Source organism: Rhizobacter sp. P5_C2 (assembly GCF_054049715.1).
In genome coordinates this window covers 25,945-47,575 of record NZ_JBFULV010000053.1, presented here as the reverse complement: position 1 = coordinate 47,575, position 21,631 = coordinate 25,945, and the positions used below count along the sequence as shown (strand labels likewise).

18 protein-coding genes are annotated in these 21,631 nt (G+C 69.3%); 7 read left to right on the top strand and 11 right to left on the bottom strand.

Going from position 1 to position 21,631, the window contains the following annotated elements:
• From ACXJLU_RS19750 to ACXJLU_RS19740, 3 genes are all read left to right on the top strand, one after another.
• Positions 1-607, top strand: a 607-nt coding sequence (locus tag ACXJLU_RS19750) for a chitosanase (protein ID WP_457333865.1), incomplete at its 5' end; no start/stop codon positions are given.
• A gap of 14 nt (positions 608-621) precedes the next feature.
• The gene (locus tag ACXJLU_RS19745; protein ID WP_457333863.1) at positions 622-1,854 is read left to right on the top strand and encodes an alginate lyase family protein; all 1,233 of its coding nucleotides are present in this window, start codon (positions 622-624) and stop codon (positions 1,852-1,854) included.
• Positions 1,855-1,965: 111 nt separating this feature from the next.
• Positions 1,966-2,979, top strand: coding sequence for a LacI family DNA-binding transcriptional regulator (locus ACXJLU_RS19740; protein ID WP_457333861.1), 1,014 nt, complete (start codon positions 1,966-1,968; stop codon positions 2,977-2,979).
• 2 nt (positions 2,980-2,981) lie between these two features.
• Here ACXJLU_RS19740 and ACXJLU_RS19735 read toward each other — a convergent pair whose 3' ends face one another.
• Both ACXJLU_RS19735 and ACXJLU_RS19730 read right to left on the bottom strand, forming a co-directional pair.
• On the bottom strand, positions 2,982-3,299 hold the full coding sequence (locus ACXJLU_RS19735; RefSeq protein WP_457333859.1) for an addiction module antidote protein: 318 nt from the start codon (positions 3,297-3,299) through the stop codon (positions 2,982-2,984).
• A 6-nt stretch (positions 3,300-3,305) separates the two neighbouring features.
• Positions 3,306-3,617 (bottom strand): type II toxin-antitoxin system RelE/ParE family toxin, encoded by a 312-nt coding sequence (locus tag ACXJLU_RS19730; RefSeq protein ID WP_457333857.1) that lies wholly within the window; start codon positions 3,615-3,617, stop codon positions 3,306-3,308.
• A 582-nt stretch (positions 3,618-4,199) separates the two neighbouring features.
• Here ACXJLU_RS19730 and infA point away from each other — a divergent pair.
• Positions 4,200-4,442: a translation initiation factor IF-1 gene (gene infA, locus ACXJLU_RS19725; RefSeq protein WP_047501667.1), complete on the top strand. Its 243-nt coding sequence runs from the start codon at positions 4,200-4,202 to the stop codon at positions 4,440-4,442.
• Positions 4,443-4,482: 40 nt separating this feature from the next.
• Here the strand turns inward: infA and ACXJLU_RS19720 are convergent, their stop codons facing one another.
• From ACXJLU_RS19720 to ACXJLU_RS19705, 4 genes are all read right to left on the bottom strand, one after another.
• Positions 4,483-4,662 (bottom strand): hypothetical protein, encoded by a 180-nt coding sequence (locus ACXJLU_RS19720; RefSeq protein ID WP_457333855.1) that lies wholly within the window; start codon positions 4,660-4,662, stop codon positions 4,483-4,485.
• Positions 4,663-4,741: 79 nt separating this feature from the next.
• A complete protein-coding gene (locus ACXJLU_RS19715) occupies positions 4,742-5,332 on the bottom strand; it encodes a hypothetical protein (protein WP_457333853.1) in 591 nt (196 codons plus the stop codon).
• Positions 5,333-5,353: 21 nt separating this feature from the next.
• A complete protein-coding gene (locus ACXJLU_RS19710) occupies positions 5,354-7,195 on the bottom strand; it encodes a DUF885 domain-containing protein (protein WP_457333851.1) in 1,842 nt (613 codons plus the stop codon).
• Between the two features lie 34 nt (positions 7,196-7,229).
• The gene (locus ACXJLU_RS19705) at positions 7,230-9,692 is read right to left on the bottom strand and encodes a penicillin-binding protein 1A (RefSeq protein WP_457333849.1); all 2,463 of its coding nucleotides are present in this window, start codon (positions 9,690-9,692) and stop codon (positions 7,230-7,232) included.
• A gap of 145 nt (positions 9,693-9,837) precedes the next feature.
• Here ACXJLU_RS19705 and mdeB point away from each other — a divergent pair, with 145 nt between their 5' ends.
• Genes mdeB through ACXJLU_RS19690 form a run of 3 tightly spaced genes read left to right on the top strand, consistent with a single transcriptional unit; the run spans position 9,838 to position 14,790 of the window.
• Positions 9,838-12,531 (top strand): alpha-ketoglutarate dehydrogenase, encoded by a 2,694-nt coding sequence (mdeB, locus tag ACXJLU_RS19700; RefSeq protein ID WP_457333847.1) that lies wholly within the window; start codon positions 9,838-9,840, stop codon positions 12,529-12,531.
• A 34-nt stretch (positions 12,532-12,565) separates the two neighbouring features.
• Positions 12,566-13,909, top strand: coding sequence for an AAA family ATPase (locus tag ACXJLU_RS19695; protein ID WP_457333845.1), 1,344 nt, complete (start codon positions 12,566-12,568; stop codon positions 13,907-13,909).
• Between the two features lie 8 nt (positions 13,910-13,917).
• Complete coding sequence (locus ACXJLU_RS19690; RefSeq protein WP_457333844.1) at positions 13,918-14,790, top strand: HNH endonuclease family protein; 873 nt, start codon at positions 13,918-13,920, stop codon at positions 14,788-14,790.
• 84 nt (positions 14,791-14,874) lie between these two features.
• Here ACXJLU_RS19690 and ACXJLU_RS19685 read toward each other — a convergent pair whose 3' ends face one another.
• The 5 genes from ACXJLU_RS19685 to ACXJLU_RS19665 all read right to left on the bottom strand — a co-directional run bounded on the left by ACXJLU_RS19685 (position 14,875) and on the right by ACXJLU_RS19665 (position 21,575).
• Positions 14,875-17,307, bottom strand: a complete 2,433-nt coding sequence (locus ACXJLU_RS19685) for a DUF3772 domain-containing protein (RefSeq protein WP_457333842.1) — start codon at positions 17,305-17,307, stop codon at positions 14,875-14,877.
• Between the two features lie 122 nt (positions 17,308-17,429).
• Positions 17,430-18,077, bottom strand: coding sequence for a hypothetical protein (locus tag ACXJLU_RS19680; protein WP_457333840.1), 648 nt, complete (start codon positions 18,075-18,077; stop codon positions 17,430-17,432).
• A 311-nt stretch (positions 18,078-18,388) separates the two neighbouring features.
• Positions 18,389-19,210 carry a transporter gene (locus tag ACXJLU_RS19675; RefSeq protein WP_457333838.1) on the bottom strand — a complete coding sequence of 274 codons (822 nt, stop codon included), beginning with the start codon at positions 19,208-19,210 and terminating at the stop codon, positions 18,389-18,391.
• The gene (locus ACXJLU_RS19670) at positions 19,207-20,379 is read right to left on the bottom strand and encodes a HupE/UreJ family protein (RefSeq protein ID WP_457333836.1); all 1,173 of its coding nucleotides are present in this window, start codon (positions 20,377-20,379) and stop codon (positions 19,207-19,209) included. Before ACXJLU_RS19670 ends, ACXJLU_RS19675 begins: the two co-directional genes overlap by 4 nt.
• Positions 20,376-21,575 carry a hypothetical protein gene (locus tag ACXJLU_RS19665; protein WP_457333834.1) on the bottom strand — a complete coding sequence of 400 codons (1,200 nt, stop codon included), beginning with the start codon at positions 21,573-21,575 and terminating at the stop codon, positions 20,376-20,378. The genes ACXJLU_RS19670 and ACXJLU_RS19665 overlap by 4 nt, the downstream gene beginning before the upstream one ends.
• Positions 21,576-21,631 lie beyond the last annotated feature (56 nt).

The window sequence follows — 21,631 nt, the reverse complement described above, 5'->3', positions numbered from 1 at the left end:
CGCCTACATCCAGGACATCCATGACGGCCGCGGCTACACCGCCGGCATCATCGGCTTCTGCTCGGGCACCGGCGACATGCTGGAAGTCGTCCAGGAGTACACCAACCGCAAGCCGGGCAACGTGCTGTCGAAGTACCTGCCGGCGCTGAAGAAGGTGAACAACACCGAGTCGCACGCCGGGCTCGATCCGAACTACACCGGCGACTGGAAGACCGCCGCCGCCGACGTGATCTTCCAGCAGTCGCAGGACTACGAACGCGACAACGTCTACTTCAACCCCTCGGTCAGCCGGGCCAAGAGTGACGGCCTGCGCGCACTCGGCCAATTCGCCTACTACGACGCGGCGGTGATGCACGGCTATGAAGGCGCGATGAGCGTCCGCAAGGCGGCGATGGCCAAGGCCAAGACCCCCGCCCAGGGCGGCGACGAGGCCACCTACCTGAACGCCTTCATGGATGCCCGCGTGGTCGAGATGAACAAGGAAGAGGCCCACAGCGACACGACGCGCGTCGACACCGCGCAGCGCGTCTGGCTGAAGGCCGGCAACTTCGACCTGAACACGCCGCTGAACTGGAAGGTCTACGGCGACAGCTACAGCATCAAGTGAGCGAGGAGATCCGCATGAAAAGCAATCAAACCATGACCCGGCGCTTGCGCTGGGCCCTCGCCCCGCTCACGCTGGCCCTGCTGGCGGCGTGCGGCGGTGGCAACACCGGCGAAGACGACACCGCGCAGGCGTCGGCGTCCGACGACAGTGCCCAGGTGGCCGACGCGCCGACCGACGACGCGTCGGTGGCACGCGAAGGTGCGAAGGCCATCACGCCGACCACCTTCCGCCACCCCGGCATCTTCCTGACGCAGGCGCGGCTCGACAGCTTCAAGGCCGCGCAGAACTCGGCCAACCCGAGCGTGCTGAAGACCGGCTACCAGGTCGTGATGAACGACTCGCGCAGCGCCTACACCTACTCGCACAAGGCCTTGTCCAACGTGCAGGTGGTGGGCAGCGCGATCGGCGACCAGGAGGCGCGCTTCAAGAACGACGCGCAGGCGGCCTACCTGAACGCGCTGCGCTGGGTGAAGACCGGTGACGTGCGGCACCGCGACAAGGCGGTCGCGATCCTGAACGACTGGGGCAAGACCTTCCGCAGCTTCTCGGTGGCCTCGGGCACCAACGCGGCCCAGGTGCAGCTCGAGGCGGCGTGGATGCTGCCGGTGTGGGTCAGCGCGGCCGAGATCATCCGCCACCACAACAACGGCGAGGCCGGCTGGGCCCAGGCCGACATCACCACCTTCAGCGGCTTCGTCGACCGCCAGTACACCGAGGCCGCGAAGGCGCGCACGCGGGTGAACAACTGGGCGGTGTCGGCTGGCCTGGCGATGATGGCGGCCGGCGCCTACCAGGACAACCCGACGCGCTACGCGGCGGGCCTGCAACGCGTCACCGAGATGATCCCGCTGTCGGTCTTCTCGAGCGGCGAGGTCAACGAGCTGAAGGACCGCGACTGCACGCATCCGCAGTACAACCTCGAAGGCCTGGCGCAGGCGGCCGAGATCGCGGTGATCCAGGCCGGCGACACGTCGGTGTGGCTGTGGAAGGCGTCGGGCGAGACCACGCCGCGGCTGGCCAAGGGGCTGGAGTACATGGCGAAGTCGCTGCAGAGCGGCACCGGCGTGCGCAACTGCAAGGGCCAGCACCTGGAGGCCGGCTACATGGACATCGCGGTCAACGGCTACATGAACCGCGGCGTCGCGATCCCGAATTTCCAGGCGCTCGCGAAGGCGCGACGCCCGGACGGCAGCTCGATGCAGTTCCTCGGCTTCACGACCGCCACCCACGGCCGCGACGACTACTGACCCCGGGAACCGGGCGGTGCCGGACACAGTCTGCGACCACCTCGAATCGGCCCTGCACAAGCTCCAGACTATGATCCGACCCAATTCGGTAGTCTGGGGCAGGTGCAATCAGTGGGCACGATCAAGGATGTGGCGCGACTGGCAGGTGTCGGCGTTGCCACGGCATCACGCGTGATTTCGGGCAAGGGGCCGTTCTCGGCCGACTCGGCTTCGCGCGTGCAGGCGGCGATCGAGCAGCTGGATTTCCGGCCCTCGCGGATCGCGCGCGCGCTGTCGATGAAGAGCACCAACGCGATCGGCGTCTACGTGCCCGATTTCAAGGGGCCGTTCTACGGCCCGATGCTGCATGCGATCGACATGGAGCTGCGCGCGCTGGACCGCCACATGGTGATCGCCAACGGCCACGGTGGCGAAGACGTGCGCGAGCAGGCGCTGAACGGCATCGAGTTCCTGATGGACCGGCAGTGCGAGGGCATGCTGCTGACCACCTATGCGCTGCGCGATGCCGACATCCTGGCGCTGAAGCGGCGCTTCCCGAACCTGGCGGTGGTCAACCGTGACGTGAAGGGCATGCGCAGCCATTGCTTCACGGTCGACCACAAGGCCGGTGGGGCGCTCGCGGCGCGCACGCTGCTGGAGCATGGGCACCGCCGCATCGCGGTGATCGCGGGGCCGTCGGGCGCGCCGGACAACCGGCTGCGCCTGCAGGGCTTCTTCGACACGCTGGCCGCGGCCGGGATCGCGCGCGAGTCGGTACCGACGATGACCGGCGATTTCGCGGCCGAGAGCGGCTGGGCCGGCACCGAGCAGCTGCTGGCCGACAGGGCGCGCTTCACCGCGCTGTTCTGCTGCAACGACCAGATGGCGATGGGTGCGATGTCGCGTCTGCAAGCCGCCGGCCTCACGGTGCCGGGCGACGTCTCGGTGATGGGCTACGACGACACCGACATCGCCGCGTGGCTGTCGCCGCGCCTGACGACGATTCGCATCGTCGTCGGCGACATGGGGCTGAACGCCTGCCGGCTGCTGTCGAACCTGTGCTTCGGCACCGCACTCCCGGTGTCGCGCGAGTTCAGCCCGGAGCTGATCCTGCGGGATTCGCTGGAGAGGCCGAAGAAGGGCTGAGGTCAGAGGGCCGAGGCGTGCAGCCTGAAGCCCAGCGCCTTGGCCACCTTCAGCACCGTGGCGAAGCTGGGATTGCCTTCGGCACTGAGCGCGCGGTACAAGCTTTCGCGACTCAGGCCCGCCTCTTTGGCCACCTGGCTCATGCCTTTGGCCCGCGCAATATCGCCCAATGCGCGCGCGATGCCCGCGGCGTCATCCGGCGCTTCTTCAAGCCAGGCATCCAGGTAGGCCGCCATTTCTTCCGGCGTTCGCAGATGCTCTGCCACGTCGTACGGCGTCACCTTCGTTCGGACGGGTTTCTTCGACTCGGTCTTGGGCATGGCAGGCTACTCCTCAAAATGCGTTGCCAGTTCAATGGCCTTGGCGATGTCCTTTTGCTGCGACGACTTGTCGCCGCCGGCCAGCAGAAGAAGAAGGCGATCACCCCTGCGAGAGTAGTAGACGCGGTACCCGGGTCCGAAGTCGATCTTCAGCTCGGCAATGCCCTCGGTCAGCTCCCTGTGCTGCCCTGGATTGCCATCGATCAGGCGCTCGACCCGCACCAGGATCCGCGCCCTCCCGGCACGGTCCTTGAGCGCGTCGAGCCACTCTCGATAGGCCTCCGTCTTCTCGACACGCATCGAGAGAATGTAGCCCATGGGCTACGGATGTCAAGCTCCGGAGATCGTGCTCAGGGAAACAGGCTACCGCCCGTCAGCGGCCATGCCACCGTATCACTGCCACATGGGTCATCGGCATGACACGCTGCCGGCCTCGAACGCCGAGTCGTTCACGGGGATACCGCCGTGCGGGCATGGCCTGGAAAAAGCCGCAGTGGTAGACTCCGTGCTTCCTCCTGGCGCGTGTCGGGCGGCCTGTCCCGCGGGCTGCATCCTCTGACGGCATCGACGCCCCTACTCCCGACCGACGCTGCAGCAGCCGTTTTTGATGGCACTCGCAAGCCGGTCGCGCCCTTGAAAGAACTGCATCAAGACCTCGATCGAAATCGGCAGATACCTCGTCTCGCCACTCAGCCATTCCCGCAGCGACGGCCGCCACGAGGCCGCCGTCTCCATCCGCAGCGGCCGCGGCAGCGCCACCCACGACCGGGTGATGCGCTTCTCGCCGCTCTTCCAGACCGCACGCGCCGCATTGCGCTACGCCACCGACCAGGGCCTCGCCTGGGTCGCGGGCCGCAGCGCGGCCGTGCCATCCCCGTCCAACCCCTAAGGAGTGTCCTCATGGCCAAGGAAGAACTGATCGAAATGAGCGGCGTCGTCAACGAAATCCTGCCGGACTCGCGTTTCCGCGTGACGCTGGAAAACGGCCACAAGCTGGTGGCCTACACGTCGGGACGCATGCGCAAGCACCACATCCGCATCCTGGCCGGCGACAACGTGTCGCTGGAAATGTCGCCGTACGACCTGAGCAAGGGGCGGATCACGTTCCGCCACCTCGGGCGTCCGCCGCAGCAGAACCGCTGAGCAGAGCAGCTGAGCAGAACCGCCGAGGTTCTGCCCGGCCTCAGGAGGTCGCCGTCTTCGCCTTTTCGGTGTCGGCGGCAGCCGCTTTGGCCAGTTCGTTGTAGACCATGGTGAACAGCGCGCCCACGTCCTCGATCTTCGTGCGTGTCACCCCCGGTGCCGGGTTGGTGATCAGTGCGGCCGTGATCGTGGCGGCGGGTTGCAGCAGGAGTTGGTTCATGAGGGTCTCGACAAGTTGAGGCCCATCGTAGCCGTCATGCGACCGTCCGGACGCAATGGCCTTGCAAAGCGAGCAGCGCCTAGTCGCTGAAGTTCATCCCGAGCGCCGCGGCCGAGCGCTTCATCCGCTCAATGCGCTGCGCCAGTTGCTCGGTCTCGCGCTGCTGCATCTCGTCGAGAGAACTCATCAGCGACTGGAAGCGGTCGAGGTCCTCGTCGGCCTCGAACAGCACGCCGTCGTCGGTGAAGGTCAGCTTCGCGCGCCGTTCTTCGATCAGCTCGCAGACCTGCTCCGCCGCGGCGATCCAGCGGTCGCGGTTCTCGTAGAACTCGCGCTGCGCGTTGAACTGCCATTCGAGCATCGGCACGATGCGATCCCGTTCGGCATCGCGCACCGCCTCGGGCAAATCCTCCAAAGCCTTGGCCATCTCGCCGGCGAATCCCACCATCAGCTTCTGATATGCCTGCCGGTGGGTCGCGGTCAGCTCGCGCAGCTCGCCGAGCGTCGCGATCGAGGCCTGGGTGCCAGCGGGCGTCGACAGGCGGTCGGGCATCAGCACCTTGTCGAGTTGCAGCTCGACCTGCCGCTGGTGGTAGGCCTTCGCCACCTGCATGCCGATGTGCGAGTAGCGGCGGGCGATCTGGATCAGCGGTGCTTCGGTCGTCGTCATCCGCGCATTCTCCCAGCTCGATCAGCCCTCCGCATCCGGCCGCCCGCCACCGCGCGCGATCCAGGCATCCACCCGCTGCTCCAGCACCGACAACGGCATCGTGCCGCTGTCGATCACCACCGCGTGGAAGTCGCGCAGGTCGAAGCGGGTGCCCAGCGCCTTCTGCGCCCGCTCGCGCAGCTCCAGCAGCTTGCGCTTGCCCAGCAGGTAGCCGAGCGCCTGGCTCGGGTTCGAGAAGTAGCGGTCGACCTCGCTGGCGGCGTTCGCCGGCTCGAGCCCGGCCTGCCGGATCATGTAGTCGACCGCCTTCGCGCGCGGCCAGCGGTACGCGTGGATGCCGGTGTCGACCACCAGCCGCGCCGCACGGAACAGCTGCGCCTGCAGGTGGCCGTAGTGCTGGTACGGGTCGCGGTACATGCCGAGCTGGAAGCCCAGCGATTCGGCGTACAGCGCCCAGCCTTCGCCATAGGCCACGTTCCAGCCGCCACGGCGGCGCCAGTCGTGCAGGCCCTCGATCTCGGCCGAGCGCGCGCCCTGCAGGTGGTGCCCCGGCACCGCCTCGTGCATGAACAGCGTCTCCACCTCCCAGGTCGGCTCGCCGGCAAAGCCGCGCGCGTTCACCGTGAAATAGCCGGGCGTCCCGAGCTCCAGCGAGCCCGGCGTGTAGTTGGCCGCCGTGCTGCTGGCCGACTCCGACGCCGTCATGCCACGCACCTCGTAAGCCATGCGCGGCACGCTGTGGAACAGCGTCGGCAACTGCGGGTCGATGCGCGCCGACATCGCGCGGAAGCTCGCCAGCACTGCCTCTTCGGAGGTGAAGAAGAAGCGCTTGTCGTGGCTCACGTAGTGCATGAACGCCTGCGTGCTGCCCTTGAAGCCGGTCTGCCGCGCCACCTGCGCGATCTCGCGCCGCAGCCGCGCCACCTCGCGCAGGCCGAGTGCGTGGATCTTGCCGGCGTCCTGGTCCGGCACGATACCGGTGCGGATCAGGAAGTCGTAGTACGCCGCGCCGCCCGGCAGCGCCGCCAGGCCGACGTCGACCGGCGCCTTTGGCCGGTAGGTGGTCGCGAGAAACTCGCGCAGGCGGCGCAGCGCCGGCTGGTAGTCGTCGCGCACCGCGATGCGCGCGGCCTGCAGCAGTTCGTCGCGCTGGCCCTCCGCCACCGCCGGTACGAAGCCCTTGAACGGCTTCAGCAGCACGCTGTCGTCCGCATCGGCCACCAGGTGGGCGTCGATGCCGGCGATCACCCGATCGACCACGCCCCGCGGCTGCACCCAGCCCGACTGCAGGCCCAGCACCAGGCGCTGCTGCACCTGGTCCGCCATGCGCGGCACGGCCTTCACGCGGGCGGTGAAGTCGCGGTAGTCGTCGGCGCTGCGCATCGGCGTCATCTGCGCGGCCAGCGGCATCATCGACTGGATGCCCCACAGCGTGGTCAGCACCAGCTCCTTCGAATGCACGAACTGCTGCGACTCGACGCCGATGCGCATCTTCTCCAGCAGCAGCTGGCGCGACACCCGATCCTGCCCGTGCAGGCCGGTCGGGCTGATCGCCTGCACGCGCGCCAAGGTCTCGCGCTGGTAGGCCTGCCGGCGCTGCTCTTCGGCGTCCGACAGGTCGGCGAGCTGCGCGTTGTAGCCGGGGATGCCGAGCACCGTGGCCCACAGCGGCTCGCGGCGGAAGTTCTCGGCGAGGTCGGCATCGAGCAGGGCGCGCAAGGCGGCGGCCTCGGCCGATGTCACAGCAGAAGCCGCCGCATCGGGCGCGGCCACCGGCTGCGCGTGGAGCGCGCCCGTCGCTGCGATCAGCAGGGCAAGCAGGGCAGGCTGCGCGGCACGCAGCCAGGTCATCGGAAAGCTCATCTTGGTCTTCTCCCGGGTCAGGTCGTCGAAAGCCTCATGGGCTGGTGTCAGAAGCCGCCGGTGCCGCGGGTGGCGGCGCCGGCTCTTCATGGAATGGAACCATCGGTAGAGGGCTCGGGGGGCTCGGTTGCGGCCGCGGCGCAGGCCGATCGCCCGGCGACTTCGGCACGCCGGTCTTCGGGTCCAGGCCCATGCCGCTGAGCACCTGCCCGAGCTCCTCCGAGGTCTTGGGCGGCTGGTCGTCGCCGTTCGCCGGATCGAGGCTGCCACCCTCGCCCTCGTTCGCGCCCTCGGGCGCCGACGCCGCCGGCTCGACCGCCGGCACCGGCGGCACGCGCGGCGGTGGGAAGCTCGCCTTCGGGTCGACCAGCCCCTTCTTCTGCGCATCGCGGAAGAAATCGCCGACCAGCCGCACCGCGTTGTGCCCGCCCTGGCCCCACCAGCTGCTGCGCAGCGTGACCCGCGCATCGTTGAAGCCGACCCACGCGCCGGCCACCAGCTCCGGGTGCATCAGGATGAACCAGCCGTCGGTGTTCTTCTGCGTGGTGCCGGTCTTGCCGGCCAGGTCGCCGGTCACGCCGAAGCGCGTGCGCACCTGCGTGCCGGTGCCGCGTGCGATCACGCCGCGCATCATGTCGATCAGGTCGGTGGCGGCCTCGGGCGACATGCCGCGACGCGGCGATTCACCGAACTCGGCGATCACCCGGCCACTGCGGTCCTTGATGCGCTTGACGAACAGCGGCTTGTGCACGCTGCCCACCTGCGCGATCGACGCATAGGCGTTCACCATCTCCAGCAGCGTCACGGGGCTGGTGCCGAGCGCGAGCGACGGCACCGGCTCGAGCGGGCTCTGGTCGACGCCGAGCGATTTCGCGAGCGCCACCACGCGCGGGATGCCCACCTCCTGCATGACCTGTGCGGTGATGGTGTTCTTCGACAGCGCGAGGCCGTCGCGGATCGTCATCGGCTGCCCGGTCGAGCCCGACATGTCGGTCGGGCGCCAGACGGTGCCGCCCATCGTGACCTCGACCGGCCCGTCGACGAAGGTGCGGTCGGGCGTCAAGCCTGCCTCCAGCGCGGCGCCGTAGACGAAGGGCTTGAAGGTCGAACCGGGCTGGCGCTCGGCCTGCGCGACGTGGTCGTACTGCTCCTGCGCGAAATCGCGGCTGCCGACCCAGGCGCGGATCTCGCCGTTGCGCGGGTCCATCGCGACGAAGCCGGCCTCCAGCCGAGTCTTCTGCGCCTTCAGCTTCGCGATGAACGGCGCATCGGCGCGCAGCTTCTCGAGCGCTTCGCCCGGGCCCGCGCCGCCTTCGACCGCTTGCTTGAACTCCGGCGACTCGCGCAGGAACGCGGTGACGAGGTCGCGCCGCCCGGTCCACAAGAAGCCGAACGGCTCGGCCTTGCCCAGCAGCTTCGCGTAGGCCTCGGGCGCGTTCGACACCGGCGGCAGCGTGGGGCGGCTCCATTCGGCGTCGGCCACCTGCTGCAGCAGGTCGGTCTGTGCCTGCACTGCCCGCACGGCTTCATCCTGCATCCGGCTGTCGAGCGTGGTCTCGATCACCAGGCCGTCGGCGTACAGGTCTTGATCATGCTCATCGGCCCAGTCGAGCAGCCACTTGCGCGCATAGGCCGCGAAGTGCGGCGCGGTGGCCGGGAAATCGGGCTGGCGGCTCCAGTGCAGCTGCAGCGGCTGCGCGCTCAGCGTGCGCAGCTGCTCGTCGGTGATCGCCTGCGCCTTCGCCATCTGCGACAGCACCACGTTGCGCCGCGCGAGCGCCCTCTCGGGGTGCTGCACCGGGTTGTAGTACTGGGTGCCCTTCAGCATGCCGACCAGCGTGGCACTCTGCAGCACGTCGAGCTCGGCGGCCGAGGTGTCGAAGTAGGTGCGCGCCGCCATCTCGATGCCGACCGCGTTGTACAGGAACGGCACGGTGTTCAGGTAGGCCTCGAGGATCTGGGTCTTGTCGTAGACGCGTTCGATGCGCATCGCGGTGACCCATTCCTTGCCCTTGCGGTGCAGGGTGCGGGCGCGCCCGACCTCGTCGCGAAACAGGTTGCGCGCCAGCTGCTGCGTGATGGTCGAGCCGCCCTGCATGTCGCCGGTGGCGCTGTGCAGCACCGCGCCGAACGAGCGGATGAAATCGATGCCGTGGTGATCGTAGAAACGCTTGTCCTCGGTGGCGACCAGCGCCTTCACGACGAAGGGCGAGACCTTGTCGAGCGTCAGCCGCTCCTGCTGCGCGCGCCGGAAGCTCGCGATCTGCTGGCCGTCGGCCGACAGCAGCACGCTCGGCTGCTGCGCCTGCACCTGCTTCAGGTCGTCGATGCTGGGCGTGATGCGCAGCAGCACCACGATGTAGATGCCGAGCGCGACGGCCAGCACCGCGGCAGCGAGCCCCGACCACAGCGCGATGCGCAGCAGGCGCTCGCGCCACACGGGCGCGGGCTCGAAGCCGGGCACGGTGGGCAATGGGTCGGGGTGGAATGGCGACATCGGGATCCTTCAAGACAACTGCCGGACAGCGGGCAAACGGCGGGCCGGGTGGGCGAGTCTATGCAATGTCCCGCCGGGGGCGGTTCCGCACGCGGTTTCAACATGTTCTTCTATAGTCTTGGCTCCCCCGCTGCAGGACCGCCCCATGAACGGCCAGACCCCCCGCCACCTGCTCGCCCAGGCCGCGAACGACACCGACCCGCTGGAGACGAAGGAGTGGCTCGACGCGCTGCGCGCCACCGTCGCCGAGAGCGGTAGCGAGCGCGGCCTGTACCTGCTGGAGCTGCTGGAGGAGCAGGCGCAGCAGCTGGGCATCGTGCCGCACGTGCAGCCGTACTCGGCCTACCGCAACACGATCCCGCTGGAGCGGCAGGGCCACTACCCGGGCGACCTCGCGATCGAGGAACGCCTGACCGCGATCACGCGCTGGAACGCGCTCGCGATGGTCGTGCGCGCGAACCAGGCCTACGGCGAACTCGGCGGCCACATCGCGAGCTATGCGTCGGCGGCCGAGATCTTCGAGCTGGGCTTCAACCACTTCTTCCGCGGCGACGACAGCCGCACGCCCGGCGGGCGCGATGCCGACCTGGTGTACTTCCAGCCGCATTCGGCGCCGGGCGTCTATTCGCGCGCCTTCCTCGAAGGCCGGCTCAGCGAGGAGCAGCTCGCGAACTACCGCCAGGAGGTCGGCGGCCGCGGCCTGTGCTCGTACCCGCACCCGTGGCTGATGCCGGAGTTCTGGCAGTTCCCGACCGGCTCGATGGGCCTGGGCCCGCTGAGCGCGGTGTACCAGGCGCGCTTCATGCGCTACCTGGCGCACCGCGGCCTGGCCGACACCGCGCAGCGCCATGTGTGGGGCGTGTTCGGCGACGGCGAGATGGACGAGCCGGAATCGATCGCCGGCCTGACGCTCGCCGCGCGCGAGCAGCTCGACAACCTGACCTTCATCGTCAACTGCAACCTGCAGCGGCTGGACGGCCCGGTGCGCGGCAACGGCCAGATCATCCAGGAACTCGAATCGCTGTTCACCGGCGCCGGCTGGAACGTCGTCAAGGTGCTGTGGGGCTCCGACTGGGATGCCCTGTTCGCGCGCGACACCCAGCACGTGCTGCTGCAGCGGCTGGCTGCCACCGTCGACGGCCAGTACCAGACGCTGGGCGCGAACGACGGCGCCTACAACGTCGAGCATTTCTTCCGGCAGGACCCGCAGGTGCAGGCGCTGGTCGCGCACATGGGCGTCGACGAGATCGATGCGCTGAAGCGCGGCGGGCACGACTTCCGCAAGCTGCATGCGGCCTTCGCCGCGGCGCGGGCGCACAAGGGCCGTCCGACGGTGATCCTCGCGAAGACCAAGAAGGGCTTCGGCATGGGCGGGGTCGGCGAATCGCGCATGACCTCGCACCAGGCGAAGAAGCTCGACGTGAGTGCTCTGAAGGCCTTCCGCGACCGCTTCGCGCTGCCGCTGTCGGACGATGACGTGGCCGCGCTGCGCTTCTACAAGCCGGCCGACGACAGCCCCGAGATGGTCTACCTGCACGAGCGCCGCCGCGCGCTCGGCGGGGCGCTGCCGGCGCGCAAGCCGCAGGCGCCGGTGCTGCCGGTGCCGCCGCTGGCCGGCTGGGGCGGCTTCGCGCTGCAGGCCGACGGCAAGGAGATGTCAACCACGATGGCCGCGGTGCGCATGTTCGCCGGGCTGCTGAAGGACGAGGCGCTCGGGCCGCGCATCGTGCCGATCGTCGCCGACGAGGCGCGCACCTTCGGCATGGCGAGCCTGTTCCGGCAGATCGGCATCTACTCGCCGCACGGGCAGTTGTACGAGCCGGAGGACGCAGGCTCGATGCTGTCGTACCGCGAGGCGAAGGACGGGCAACTGCTGGAAGAGGGCATCACCGAGGCCGGCGCGCTCGCGTCGTGGATCGCGGCCGGCACCTCGTACAGCGTGCACGGGCTGCCGATGCTGCCGATGTACATCTACTACTCGATGTTCGGCTTCCAGCGCGTCGGCGACCTGATCTGGGCGGCCGCCGACCAGCGCGTGCGCGGCTTCCTGTTCGGCGCCACCGCGGGCCGCACGACGCTCGGCGGCGAGGGCCTGCAGCACCAGGACGGCAGCAGCCTGGTGATGGCCGCGATGGTGCCGAACTGCCGCGCGTGGGACCCGGCCTTCGCCGGCGAGGTCGCGGTGATCATGGACCACGCGGCACGCCGCATGTTGGAGCAGCAGTGCGACGAGTTCCACTACATCACGCTGATGAACGAGAACTACGCGCAGCCGTCGCTGCCGGACGCGGCGCAGGCCGACCTGCTGCGCGGCATGTACCGGCTGCAGGCGCAGGCGGTGAGAAAGAAGGTTGGCAGCGTGCGGCTGCTCGGCAGCGGCGCGATCCTGCGCGAGGTGATCGCCGCGGCCGAGCTGCTGGCCACCGACTGGAAGGTGGCGAGCGAGGTGTTCAGCGTGACGAGCTTCAGCGAGCTGGCGCGCGAGGCCCGCGAATGCGACCGCGCTGAGCGGCTGGGCGGTGCGCCGGCGGTGTCGCACGTGGCGACGCTGCTGGCCGGCAATGACCCGGTGATCGCCGCGACCGACTACGTGCGCGCGTGGCCGCAGCTGATCGCCGAGTTCGTGCCGGCGCGCTACGCGACGCTCGGCACCGACGGCTTCGGCCGCAGCGACACGCGCCAGCAGCTGCGCCGCTTCTTCGAGGTCGACCGGCACCAGGTGGTGCTGGCGGCGCTGCAGGCGCTGGTGCGCGAAGGCACGCTGGAGCGCGGGGTGCTGGCGCAGGCGGTCGCGAAGTACGGGGTGGATGCGGCGGCACCCGCGCCGTGGGCGGTCTGAACAGGCCCTAGACTGCGCCCGTCGGAGACCTCGCATGTACATCAAGCAGCTGAAGATCGAGAACCTGCGCTCGCTCGAGTCGGTGACGCTGGCGCTGAACGCGCCGGGCACGCCGCAGTTGAGCCTGCCGAACGTCAACGTGATGCTGGGGGGCAACGGGCTCGGCAAGACCAGTGTGCTGCGTGCCGCGGCACTGGCTGCACTGGGACCGTTGATGAGTTCGTCGTCCGGCTTCGTGCCCGAGTCGCTGATCCGCCGCCCGCCCGGTGCGAAGCCGGTCAAGGCGGCGGCACTCGACAAGCTGCCGCCGGCGCGCATCACGGCCGATGTCGCGCTGGCGTCGGGCGAGTTGCCGAGCTACGCACGTGCGCTGGCCAAAGAGAAGCAACTGCAGATGGTGACGACGGTGACGCGCATCGGCACCACCGAGCGGCTGCAATGGAGCAGCACGCCGCCGGGCGTGCAGGGCACGATCGAGCGGCTGCAGTTCGACGACCGCGCCTCGGCGTTCTTCGTCGTCGGCTATGGTGCGACGCGTCGCGTGGAGGCCTCGACCCGGGTCGACGAGAGCGCCCGCACCAAGTCGCGGCTGCGCCCCTACGAGCGCGTGTCCAGCCTGTTCGAGGATCACCTCGGGCTGATTCCGCTGTCGTACTGGTTGCCGGCCTACGCCGTCAGCAACAAGGGCCGCTACGCGCAGGTCGTCGCCCTGATGAACGAGCTGCTGCCCGACGCCTGCCGCATGCAGAAGACGGCGGCCAAGACCGAGAGCGGCACCGAACACCTGTTCACGATGAACGGGGTGTCGCTGCCGTTTCGCGCGCTGTCCGACGGCTACCGCGCCTACATCGGCTGGATCGGCGACATGCTGTTCCACGTCTGCATGGGCGCGGGCAGTGGCGTCAAGCTGCGCGACGTCAGCGGCGTGCTGCTGCTCGACGAGATCGACCTGCACCTGCACCCCGAGTGGCAGCGCGTGGTCGTGCCGACGCTGGCGCGTGCGCTGCCGAAGATGCAGTTCATCGTGACCACGCACAGCCCGCTGGTGGTCGGGTCGCTGGAGGCCGGCAATCTGTTCCTGCTGGCGGAGGAAGACGGCAGCACGGTGATCAAACGCCTGCCGGAGCGGGTGCACGGACGCAGTGCCGAGCAGATCCTGCTGTCGCCGTACTTCGGCCTGGACAGCACGCGCGCCATGGAGGTGTCGCAGGCCTTGTCTCAGCTGGCCAGCAAGGCGGTCGGTGGCGACCCGACCGCCTCGATGAAGTACCTGGAGCTGCTCTCCAAGGGCTTGCCGAAGGCCGAAGTGCAGGCCTTGGCCGTTCAGCAGCCCAAGCGGGCCGCTGCGCGGCGCAAGGCCCCTGTCGCATCGAAGTAGACATCGGCATGGTTCGCTACCCTGTCGATCCGCAGCAGCTGATCGATCTGATCACTGTTGAGAAGCCGAACTGGATCGGTCGTGCCCGAGTGCGCACGCAAGCCTATGCACAGGCGCGCGATTACACCGGTGGTTCGGAATTCTGGGGTGAGATCAAAGACGTCTACATTCGCCTGCAGCACGAGAAGTGCGCCTATTGCGAAACGAAGCTGCAAGGCGCGAGCTACGCCAGCAAAGTGCATGAGGTCGAGCATTTCCGGCCCAAGCAGAGCGTGAAGACCTGGCCCGGCACCAGCCTGACGTACCTGGCGAACTTCCAGCCGCCCTGCGCCATGGGAACGGGCAGCACCCAGGGCTACTACCAACTCGCATACCACCCCTTCAACTACGCCATCGCTTGCACGCGCTGCAACTCGACGCTGAAATCGAACTACTTTCCGGTGCGTGGCCCACGCGATCTGGCGGCCGATGATCCGTCGCAGATGGCAGGCGAACGGGCGCTTCTGGTCTATCCGGTGTCCGACATCGACGAGGATCCGCAGGAACTCATCACCTTCGATGGTGTGCTGGCTATTCCGAAGCACAAGACCGGGCCAGCGTTCGAGCGGGCGGTGACCACCATTTCGTTCTTCCAGCTCAATCACGAAGACCTGACAAGCCGACGCGCCGAGATGCTGGGCCAGTTGTGGTTGAACCTGGAATTCCTTGCCTCGAGTCCGGCCCTCGGATTGCAGCGGCGATTGAACGCGCTGATCGATGTCACGTGCAGCCCGCAGGGGCAGTTCAGTTCGTGCATGAAGGCATTTCGCGCCCTGTATGCGAGCGACCTCTCGAAGGCAAAGCTGAAGGGTGAGAAAGCGCTGGAAGGTCAAACCATTTGAATCGCGACGCCAGCCCATGAACACCCCTCCGCCTAGTCGTCGGCGGTCGCGCTGACGGTCGACGGGACCGTCACCCGCCGGCGCTCACGGCAGCGGCGGTGCATCGCGCAGCACCATCGCCGCCGGCTTCGACATCGGCACCCCCGCCTCGCGCAGCCCGCCCAGCACGGTGAACAGCAACGCGCTCTTCACCGCATACGACTGCCGCGGCGACAACACGTAGCCGGTGGCGTTGAACACCAGGTTGCCGTTGTCGAAGCCGTCGAGGTAGACCTTCGGCGCCGGCGTCTCCAGCACGTCGTCGTGCTCGACGAAGGCCTGCAGCAGCAGGTCGCGCACCCGCTCGGTGTCGGTGTCCAGCGGCATCGGCAGCTTGATCTGCACCAGCCCCAGCGGGCTCGCGTGCGTGACGTTGCGCACCGTCTTCGTGATGAACTCCGAGTTCGGCACGATCACCGTCGAGCGGTCGCCCATCTGGATCTCGGTCGCGCGCACGTTGATGCGGCGGATGTCGCCCTCGATGCCGCCCAGCGTGACCCAGTCGCCCACCTTCACCGGCCGCTCGGCCAGCAGGATCAGCCCCGACACGAAGTTCGACACCACCGCCTGCAGCCCGAAGCCGATGCCCACCGACAGCGCGCTCGCGATCCACGCGATCTTGTCGAGCGCCAGCCCGATGGCCGACAGCCCGAACGCGATCGCGAGCACCGTGCCGACGAAGCCGAACAGCGTGGTGGTCGAGCTGCGCATGCCGGCGTCGAGCCGCGTGGTCGGCAGGAAGCTGCGCGTCAGCCAGCGCTTGAGCGCGCGCACCGCCAGCATGCTGAGACCGAACACCAGCAGCGCGCGCAGCACCGCGATCGGCCGCACCTGCAGCTCGCCGACCGCAACGCCCACATCGAGCTGGCCGAGGCGTTGCCACAGGTCGCCCGGGCCTTCGCCGAAGGGCGCGAGGATCAGCACCAGCGCCACCAGCAGCACCGCGAGCTGCAGGCCGCCGGCGCCGATCACGGCGACCTGGTTGCGCAGGTGCGACGGCGACACCGCGGCGTCCGAGTGCGCCTCGATCGCGCCATCGGGTGCCTCGGCGTCCGGATCGGTGAGCGGCGGCGAGCGCACCCAGGTGTCGAAGACATCGCCCACCAGCAAGGTCAGCAGGTAGGCCGTCAGCGAGACGACGAACACCCAGACCACCTGGCGCGCGACAAAGCCGCCGAGCGCCACATAGCCGATCACGATGCAGACGACGCTCGCCACCAGCGCGAGCCACACGCCGCCCAGCATCAGCGAGACCCACAGCGGTCGCGGCAGCGCGTCGAGCGGGGATGTCGGGTCCGGTTGAGGTTCGGCCGACGCCGCGGCCAGCGCGGCGCGGCGCAGCCGCTCGCCATGGCGCAGGTTGCGGCCGACGACGAGTGCCAGCACCAGCGCGTAGACGCAGTTGATCGCGACCTCGGCCGCGAGATCGGCCTGCGCCAGCACGGCCAGCCGCTGGATCAGCCAGCCGGCGAGCGTCACGATGGCGATCACCGCCGGTTGCCGGCGCAGCGCCTGCGCCAGCGCGTCGGSCATCGGCACGAGCCGCCAGGCCGGCTGGTCGGCCGCCAGCAGCGCGCGCCCGAGCCCGGCGAGGTAGGCCGAGAACACCACCGCGCCGACGAAGCTCGCGAGAAGGCCGTGCAGCGGCTCGGGCGTCGGGCGCTGCCAGTTCAGGCCGAGCACCAGGCCCCACGCGAGGGCGCCGGGCACGAGCATCCGCAGCAGCGTCTGCGCCAGCGCGTACAGCGTGCGGCGCACGCGCGCGGCCGGCGAATGCGTGGCGGCCAGCCGGGTGACGACGCGGCCGAGCGCGATGCGCAGCGCGATGCCGATCAGCGCAACGCCGAGCCACGCCAGCCACGCGGCGGCCGACATGCGGGCGAATGCCGCGCCGAGCTGGTTCTGCCACGGCGAGGGCGTGGCCTCGCCCGGCGAGAAGAGATCGCGCAGGTCGTGCCAGAACGAGGTGCTCAGCAGCGCATCGGTGCGCTCGAACAGGTGCGCCTGGAAGCGCGAGCGGCGCTGCCGCGCGGCCTGGTCGGCGAGCTGCAGGCTCTCGACCGACAGCAGCCGTGCGAGCTTGATGCGCGCGTTCAGCGACTCGGTGGTCTTCTGCAGGCTGTCGCGCTGGGTCGCGACGTCGCTGTCCTCGCGCGTGCCGTCGGGGGCGGCACCGAGCTCGGTCAGCCGCGCCTGCGCCCGCGCAAGCTCGGGCGCCTGGGTCTGCGCGATCTGCTCGGCATGCTGCTGGATCTCGAGCAGCACGTCGCGCATCGCGACCAGCTCGGCATCGGGGCTGTCGGCCTGCAGGCGCTTCTCGATCGAATCGACGCGCTGGCGGGCGGATTCGAGCACCGCGTCGGCATCATCGGCGGGTTGGGCCGTCGCGGTGGCGGCGCCCAGCGTCAACAGCAGCGTGAACAGCAATGAGCGCGTGATGCGTGTCAGAAAGGGAACAGCCTGTGGTCGGCCTGGCATGCGGTCGGCTCCATTCGAAAGGGCGGCGGGAACCGTGCATCCTGCCACCGTGCTGCAGGGCATGGCAAACGGGGGGCCTGCAGCGGCTGCGTGATCGGCGCATGGAAGGCCGAACGACCCGGCTACACCTGCGCCTGCATCGTCGAGTCGCTGATCTCGTCAGGGAAGGTGACGACCCCGAGGGGATGGCTGCGAAGCTCGGCGAGGGCGGCCAGGTAGGCGCGGGCATGGCCCCTGTCGGCGGCGCGCTGGAGCGTCGCCAGGCACGTGGACACGGCTTGATCCGAGAAGGCGCGGGGCGCTGGGCAGGGGCTTGGTTGCCGTGGCGGCCGTTGTTCTTGAAACCTCTCCAGATGAGCTGACAGCAGGGGCTTCAGGGCCGATTCGAGTTCGGTGATGCAGGAGGTCACTTGCGGCAGCATGGCTCGCAGGGAGGCCTCCAGCGGCCTCTCTCTCGGGCCGCCGCCGAGGTCGACCGAGGCTTTCTCGAGCAGTTCCTCGAAGGCGCGGACATCGCACTTGTCCGCGGCGGCCCGCAGCTGCTCCAGATGCTTCGAGGTGAAGCCTTCCAGCACCCCGTGCACGGTGAAGTCGTCCTGGGTCGCATCGACGTCGGGGCGACCGGAACAGGTGACAGGCAAGATGCTGCCCAGCGTCTCGGAGATCCCGACCTCGTGATGGTCGAGGAGCGTCGTCAACGATTCTTTTTCCAGGGCATCGTTGACCTCTCTTTCGGCGTTCGCCAGCAGCTTGTCGACGCCTGCCTTCATCGATTCGATGGAGGGAGCGTCCTGCGTGGCGAGGCCGCGGGCCCGCAAGATTCCGCGGAGCGGCCTGACCCGTGCAGGAACCTCGGGGATGGGCGGCTGTTGGGCAGGGGGCTTGGGTGTCAGCGGAGGCGAAGTCGGGGTGCGCATGGGGAAACACGGGAGTGGTTGTCCGCATGAGTGGTGGATGCCGGCAATTCGTCCCATCGGCCCGCATCGATTCAGCCGCGTACGCGTATCCACCGCTGCAGCACGCCCTCCACTTCGCCGAAGCGAAACGGTTTCACCAGCACGTCGTCCATGCCATGGCGGTCCTAGAAGCGGTACGAGACGCCGACGCCCCATTGCAGATCGGGCGTGTCGCGGGTCAACCCGCGCGAGGCCGAGAGGTCGAGCTGCAGCGAATCGTTCACCAGGTACGACGCGCCGAAGTCGAAGCTGACGACGTTGCCGCCGTGCGCCCTGCTCGCCAGTTGCTGGCCGGCGATCTCGACGAAGGTGTGCCAAGCCGGCGACCAGCCCTTGCTGAGCGTCACCGCGAAGATGCCGGACGCGAAGCGCGACCCGTCGTCGGCCTTGTCGGCGACCACGCCGGGCATCACGCCGATCGACATGTCGTTCGGCAGATCCCATTCGGCGACGAAGCGCAGCGACGGGCGCAGGCCCTGGCCGCGGAACGCCCTGGAGCCGGTGTCGAGGTCGACGTGCGCCAGCCAGGCCATGCCCGGCGTGCCGCGGGTTTCGTCGCCTTCCTGCGTGCGCCACTTGATGCCGATCGAGGTATCGGCCGCGCCGCGCTCGGTCTGCGTGAGGCCGCTCGACAGGTCTTGCGTGCGGGTGCGCAGCAGGCCGTCGGTCTCGACGCGGAACTCCATGTCGTCGCGAAAGCCCAGGCGCAGCAGCGTCGGCGTGCTGCGCGTGCGGGTCTTCAGGCCGTCGGCCTCGTTGCGCTCGAAGCCGAGGCCGGTCTCGATCTGCACACGGCCGCGGCCGACGACATCGCTGGATTCGACGAAGTCGGGGCGGTCGGTGGTGAGGGCGTCGGCCGCGCGTGCATGCGGTACGGCCAGGGCGCCGACCAGCACGGCGGTGGCGATGGTCGCTGCCCGCGTTGGCGAAAGGATGGCTGCTTTCATCTCGTCTCCCCGGCGAGAGGGTCCCGCACCGCCCATGGTATCTGGGCGCTTGCCACCTGGGCGCTGGCCACGCCCAGCTTGATGTCGAAGGCGCGTTCGGTCAACCACAGCACCGCGACCAGCACGATCAGCGCCGAGCCGCCGCGCAGCAGCACGTGTCGGTAGAAGCGTGTCGCGCGCAGCGCCCAGACGGTCGTCACGAAGAGGGCGACGATCGCGAGTTGACCGAGCTCGACACCGAGGTTGAAGCCGAGCAGCGGCAGCGCGAGGGCGCCTTGCGCGAGCCCGGCGTCCTTCAGCGCACCTGCGAACCCGAAGCCATGCACCAGCCCGAACGCGAAGGTCAGCTTCCAGCGGCCCTCGCGCACCATCGGCACCAGGTTGTTCAGCGCCGCGAACACCACGCTGGCCGCGATGACCGATTCGACCCAGCGCGACGGCGGGTTCACCAGATCGAAGGCGGCCAACGCGAGCGTGATCGAGTGCGCCACGGTGAAGGCGGTGACGACGCGCAGCACCTCGGCCAGCACCGGCTTCAGCCGCGGCGATGCCAGCACGGCCGGCAACAGCAGCGCGAGCAGGAACAGGATGTGATCGCTGCCGATCAGGATGTGGTGGATGCCTTCGGTGACGAAACCGAAGAAGCCGGAGACAGCGGACTCGGCGGCAACGCCGAAACTGTGCGGCGCGGCACCGGGTACCAGCACGGCGGTCTCGTCGCGCCCCTGCTGTTGCACGCGGACGATGCCACGGTGCGTCGGGTCGCTCTGCGCGAACAGCTGGTAGACGGGCGTCAAGCTTCGAACCGGCGCGGGGCAGGTCCAGCGTCGCGTCAACACCGCATAGCGGCCATCGCTGTGCTCGTCGAGCTGCTGCGCGCCGATGGCGCCGGGCGTGCACGGCGCGCCGTCGGCCTGCACCGACAGGCCTTGCAGCGACAGCCGGTCGATGTCGGCCCAGCGGGTCCGCACCTCGCCCCAGGTGAGTTGCCCGTCATCGTCGGCATCGAGCGCGAGCTCGCGTTCCAGGTCGCGCAGCGCGATGTCGAAGCGCTGTTCCACGATGGCAGCCTCGACCTTCAGCTGGATGTAGGCATCGCTCGGCTTGTGGGCCTGCGCGATGAGCGGCAGCACGCCGAGGCAGGCGATCAGCAGGTGGCGCGCGTTCATGAGCCATTCCCGGCCAGTGCCTGCAGGCGCGCATCCTGCCAGCCGGTGTCGCGGACCCGTTGCCACACCGGCTGCGCCGCCTCGGGTTGCGCCGCCGCCAGCGCGGCGCGTGCCAGCAGCAGCGCGTCGGCCGGTTCCTTCTGGACGACCCAGTTCGCCTGCGCGCTCGACAGCGCGGCTGGCGCATCGCCCAGCAGATCGAGTTCGTAGCGCGCTTGCTCGCGCCCGTGGCTGCGGTCGCCGCGCAGGCGGGCCGCGTCGAAGCGCGCGGCCAGGGTCGCGATGGCTTGCGGTGCGCGCGGGTCGGCGCTGCGCTTCCAGGCGATCGCCAGGCGCAGCAGCAAGGCGTCGGCATCCTCGCGGCCGGCCAGCAGCGTGGCGACATCGCGCTCGCGGTGCTGCGCCAGCAGCCAGTCGGCGCAGGCGGCCAGCGTGTAGACGTCGGGCGGCGATGACGCTGCCATCGCGCGCCGGTACAGCGCCTCGGCAGATGCATCGCCGCGGCGCTCGGCCAGTTCGGCCTGCACGAGCGCCAGCCAGCCGATGTCGGCTTCTGGCTCGCGAGCCAGTGCTGCCAGGCTGGTCGCTGCGGATGCGGCCTGGCCTTGCAGGCTCATCAACTCGGCGCGGCAGACCTGCGCCGGCAGCCGCACCGCGCCGCCGAGTGCCGCGTAGTGCGCCCCCAGCAGGCGTTCGCACCCGGCGTCGGCCTCGCGCCAGCGGCCTTGCACCTGCAGCACCGAGGCGCGCGTCAGCTCGGCCTGGGCCTGGAGGGCCAGCGGCACCGGTTGCGGGCCGGGCTGCAACAGCGCATCGAGGTCCTGCAGGGCCGGTGCGAAGTCGTGCTGGCTCTGTCGCACGATCGCGCGCAGCAGGCGCACCGGCGCCGGCGGGTGAGGCAGGGTCCACCACGGTGCCAGGGCCGCCTGGGCCTGGCCGAGTTCGCGCGGGTCGCCGTCGCGGCGGGCGCGGTCGATGGCGTCGCGCGCCAGCCGCGTCGCGAGCTGCAGTTCGGCCGGGTGCTGGCGCAGTTGCTCGCGCAGCGTGCGTTGCTGTTGGCGCTCGGCATGGTTGCCGATGCGGGCCGGCAGGCGTTCGACGAGGGTGTCGTCACCGGCCGGAACGAAGGGGACGGCGTGGCACAGCGCGGCATGCAGCAGCGCAACCGGCCAGCACCGGAAGATCGAGTGAAGCATCGTCACCTCGCGTGGAAGAGGGGCCGTGACCCGGAGGGGCCTCCGGGCCACGGGTT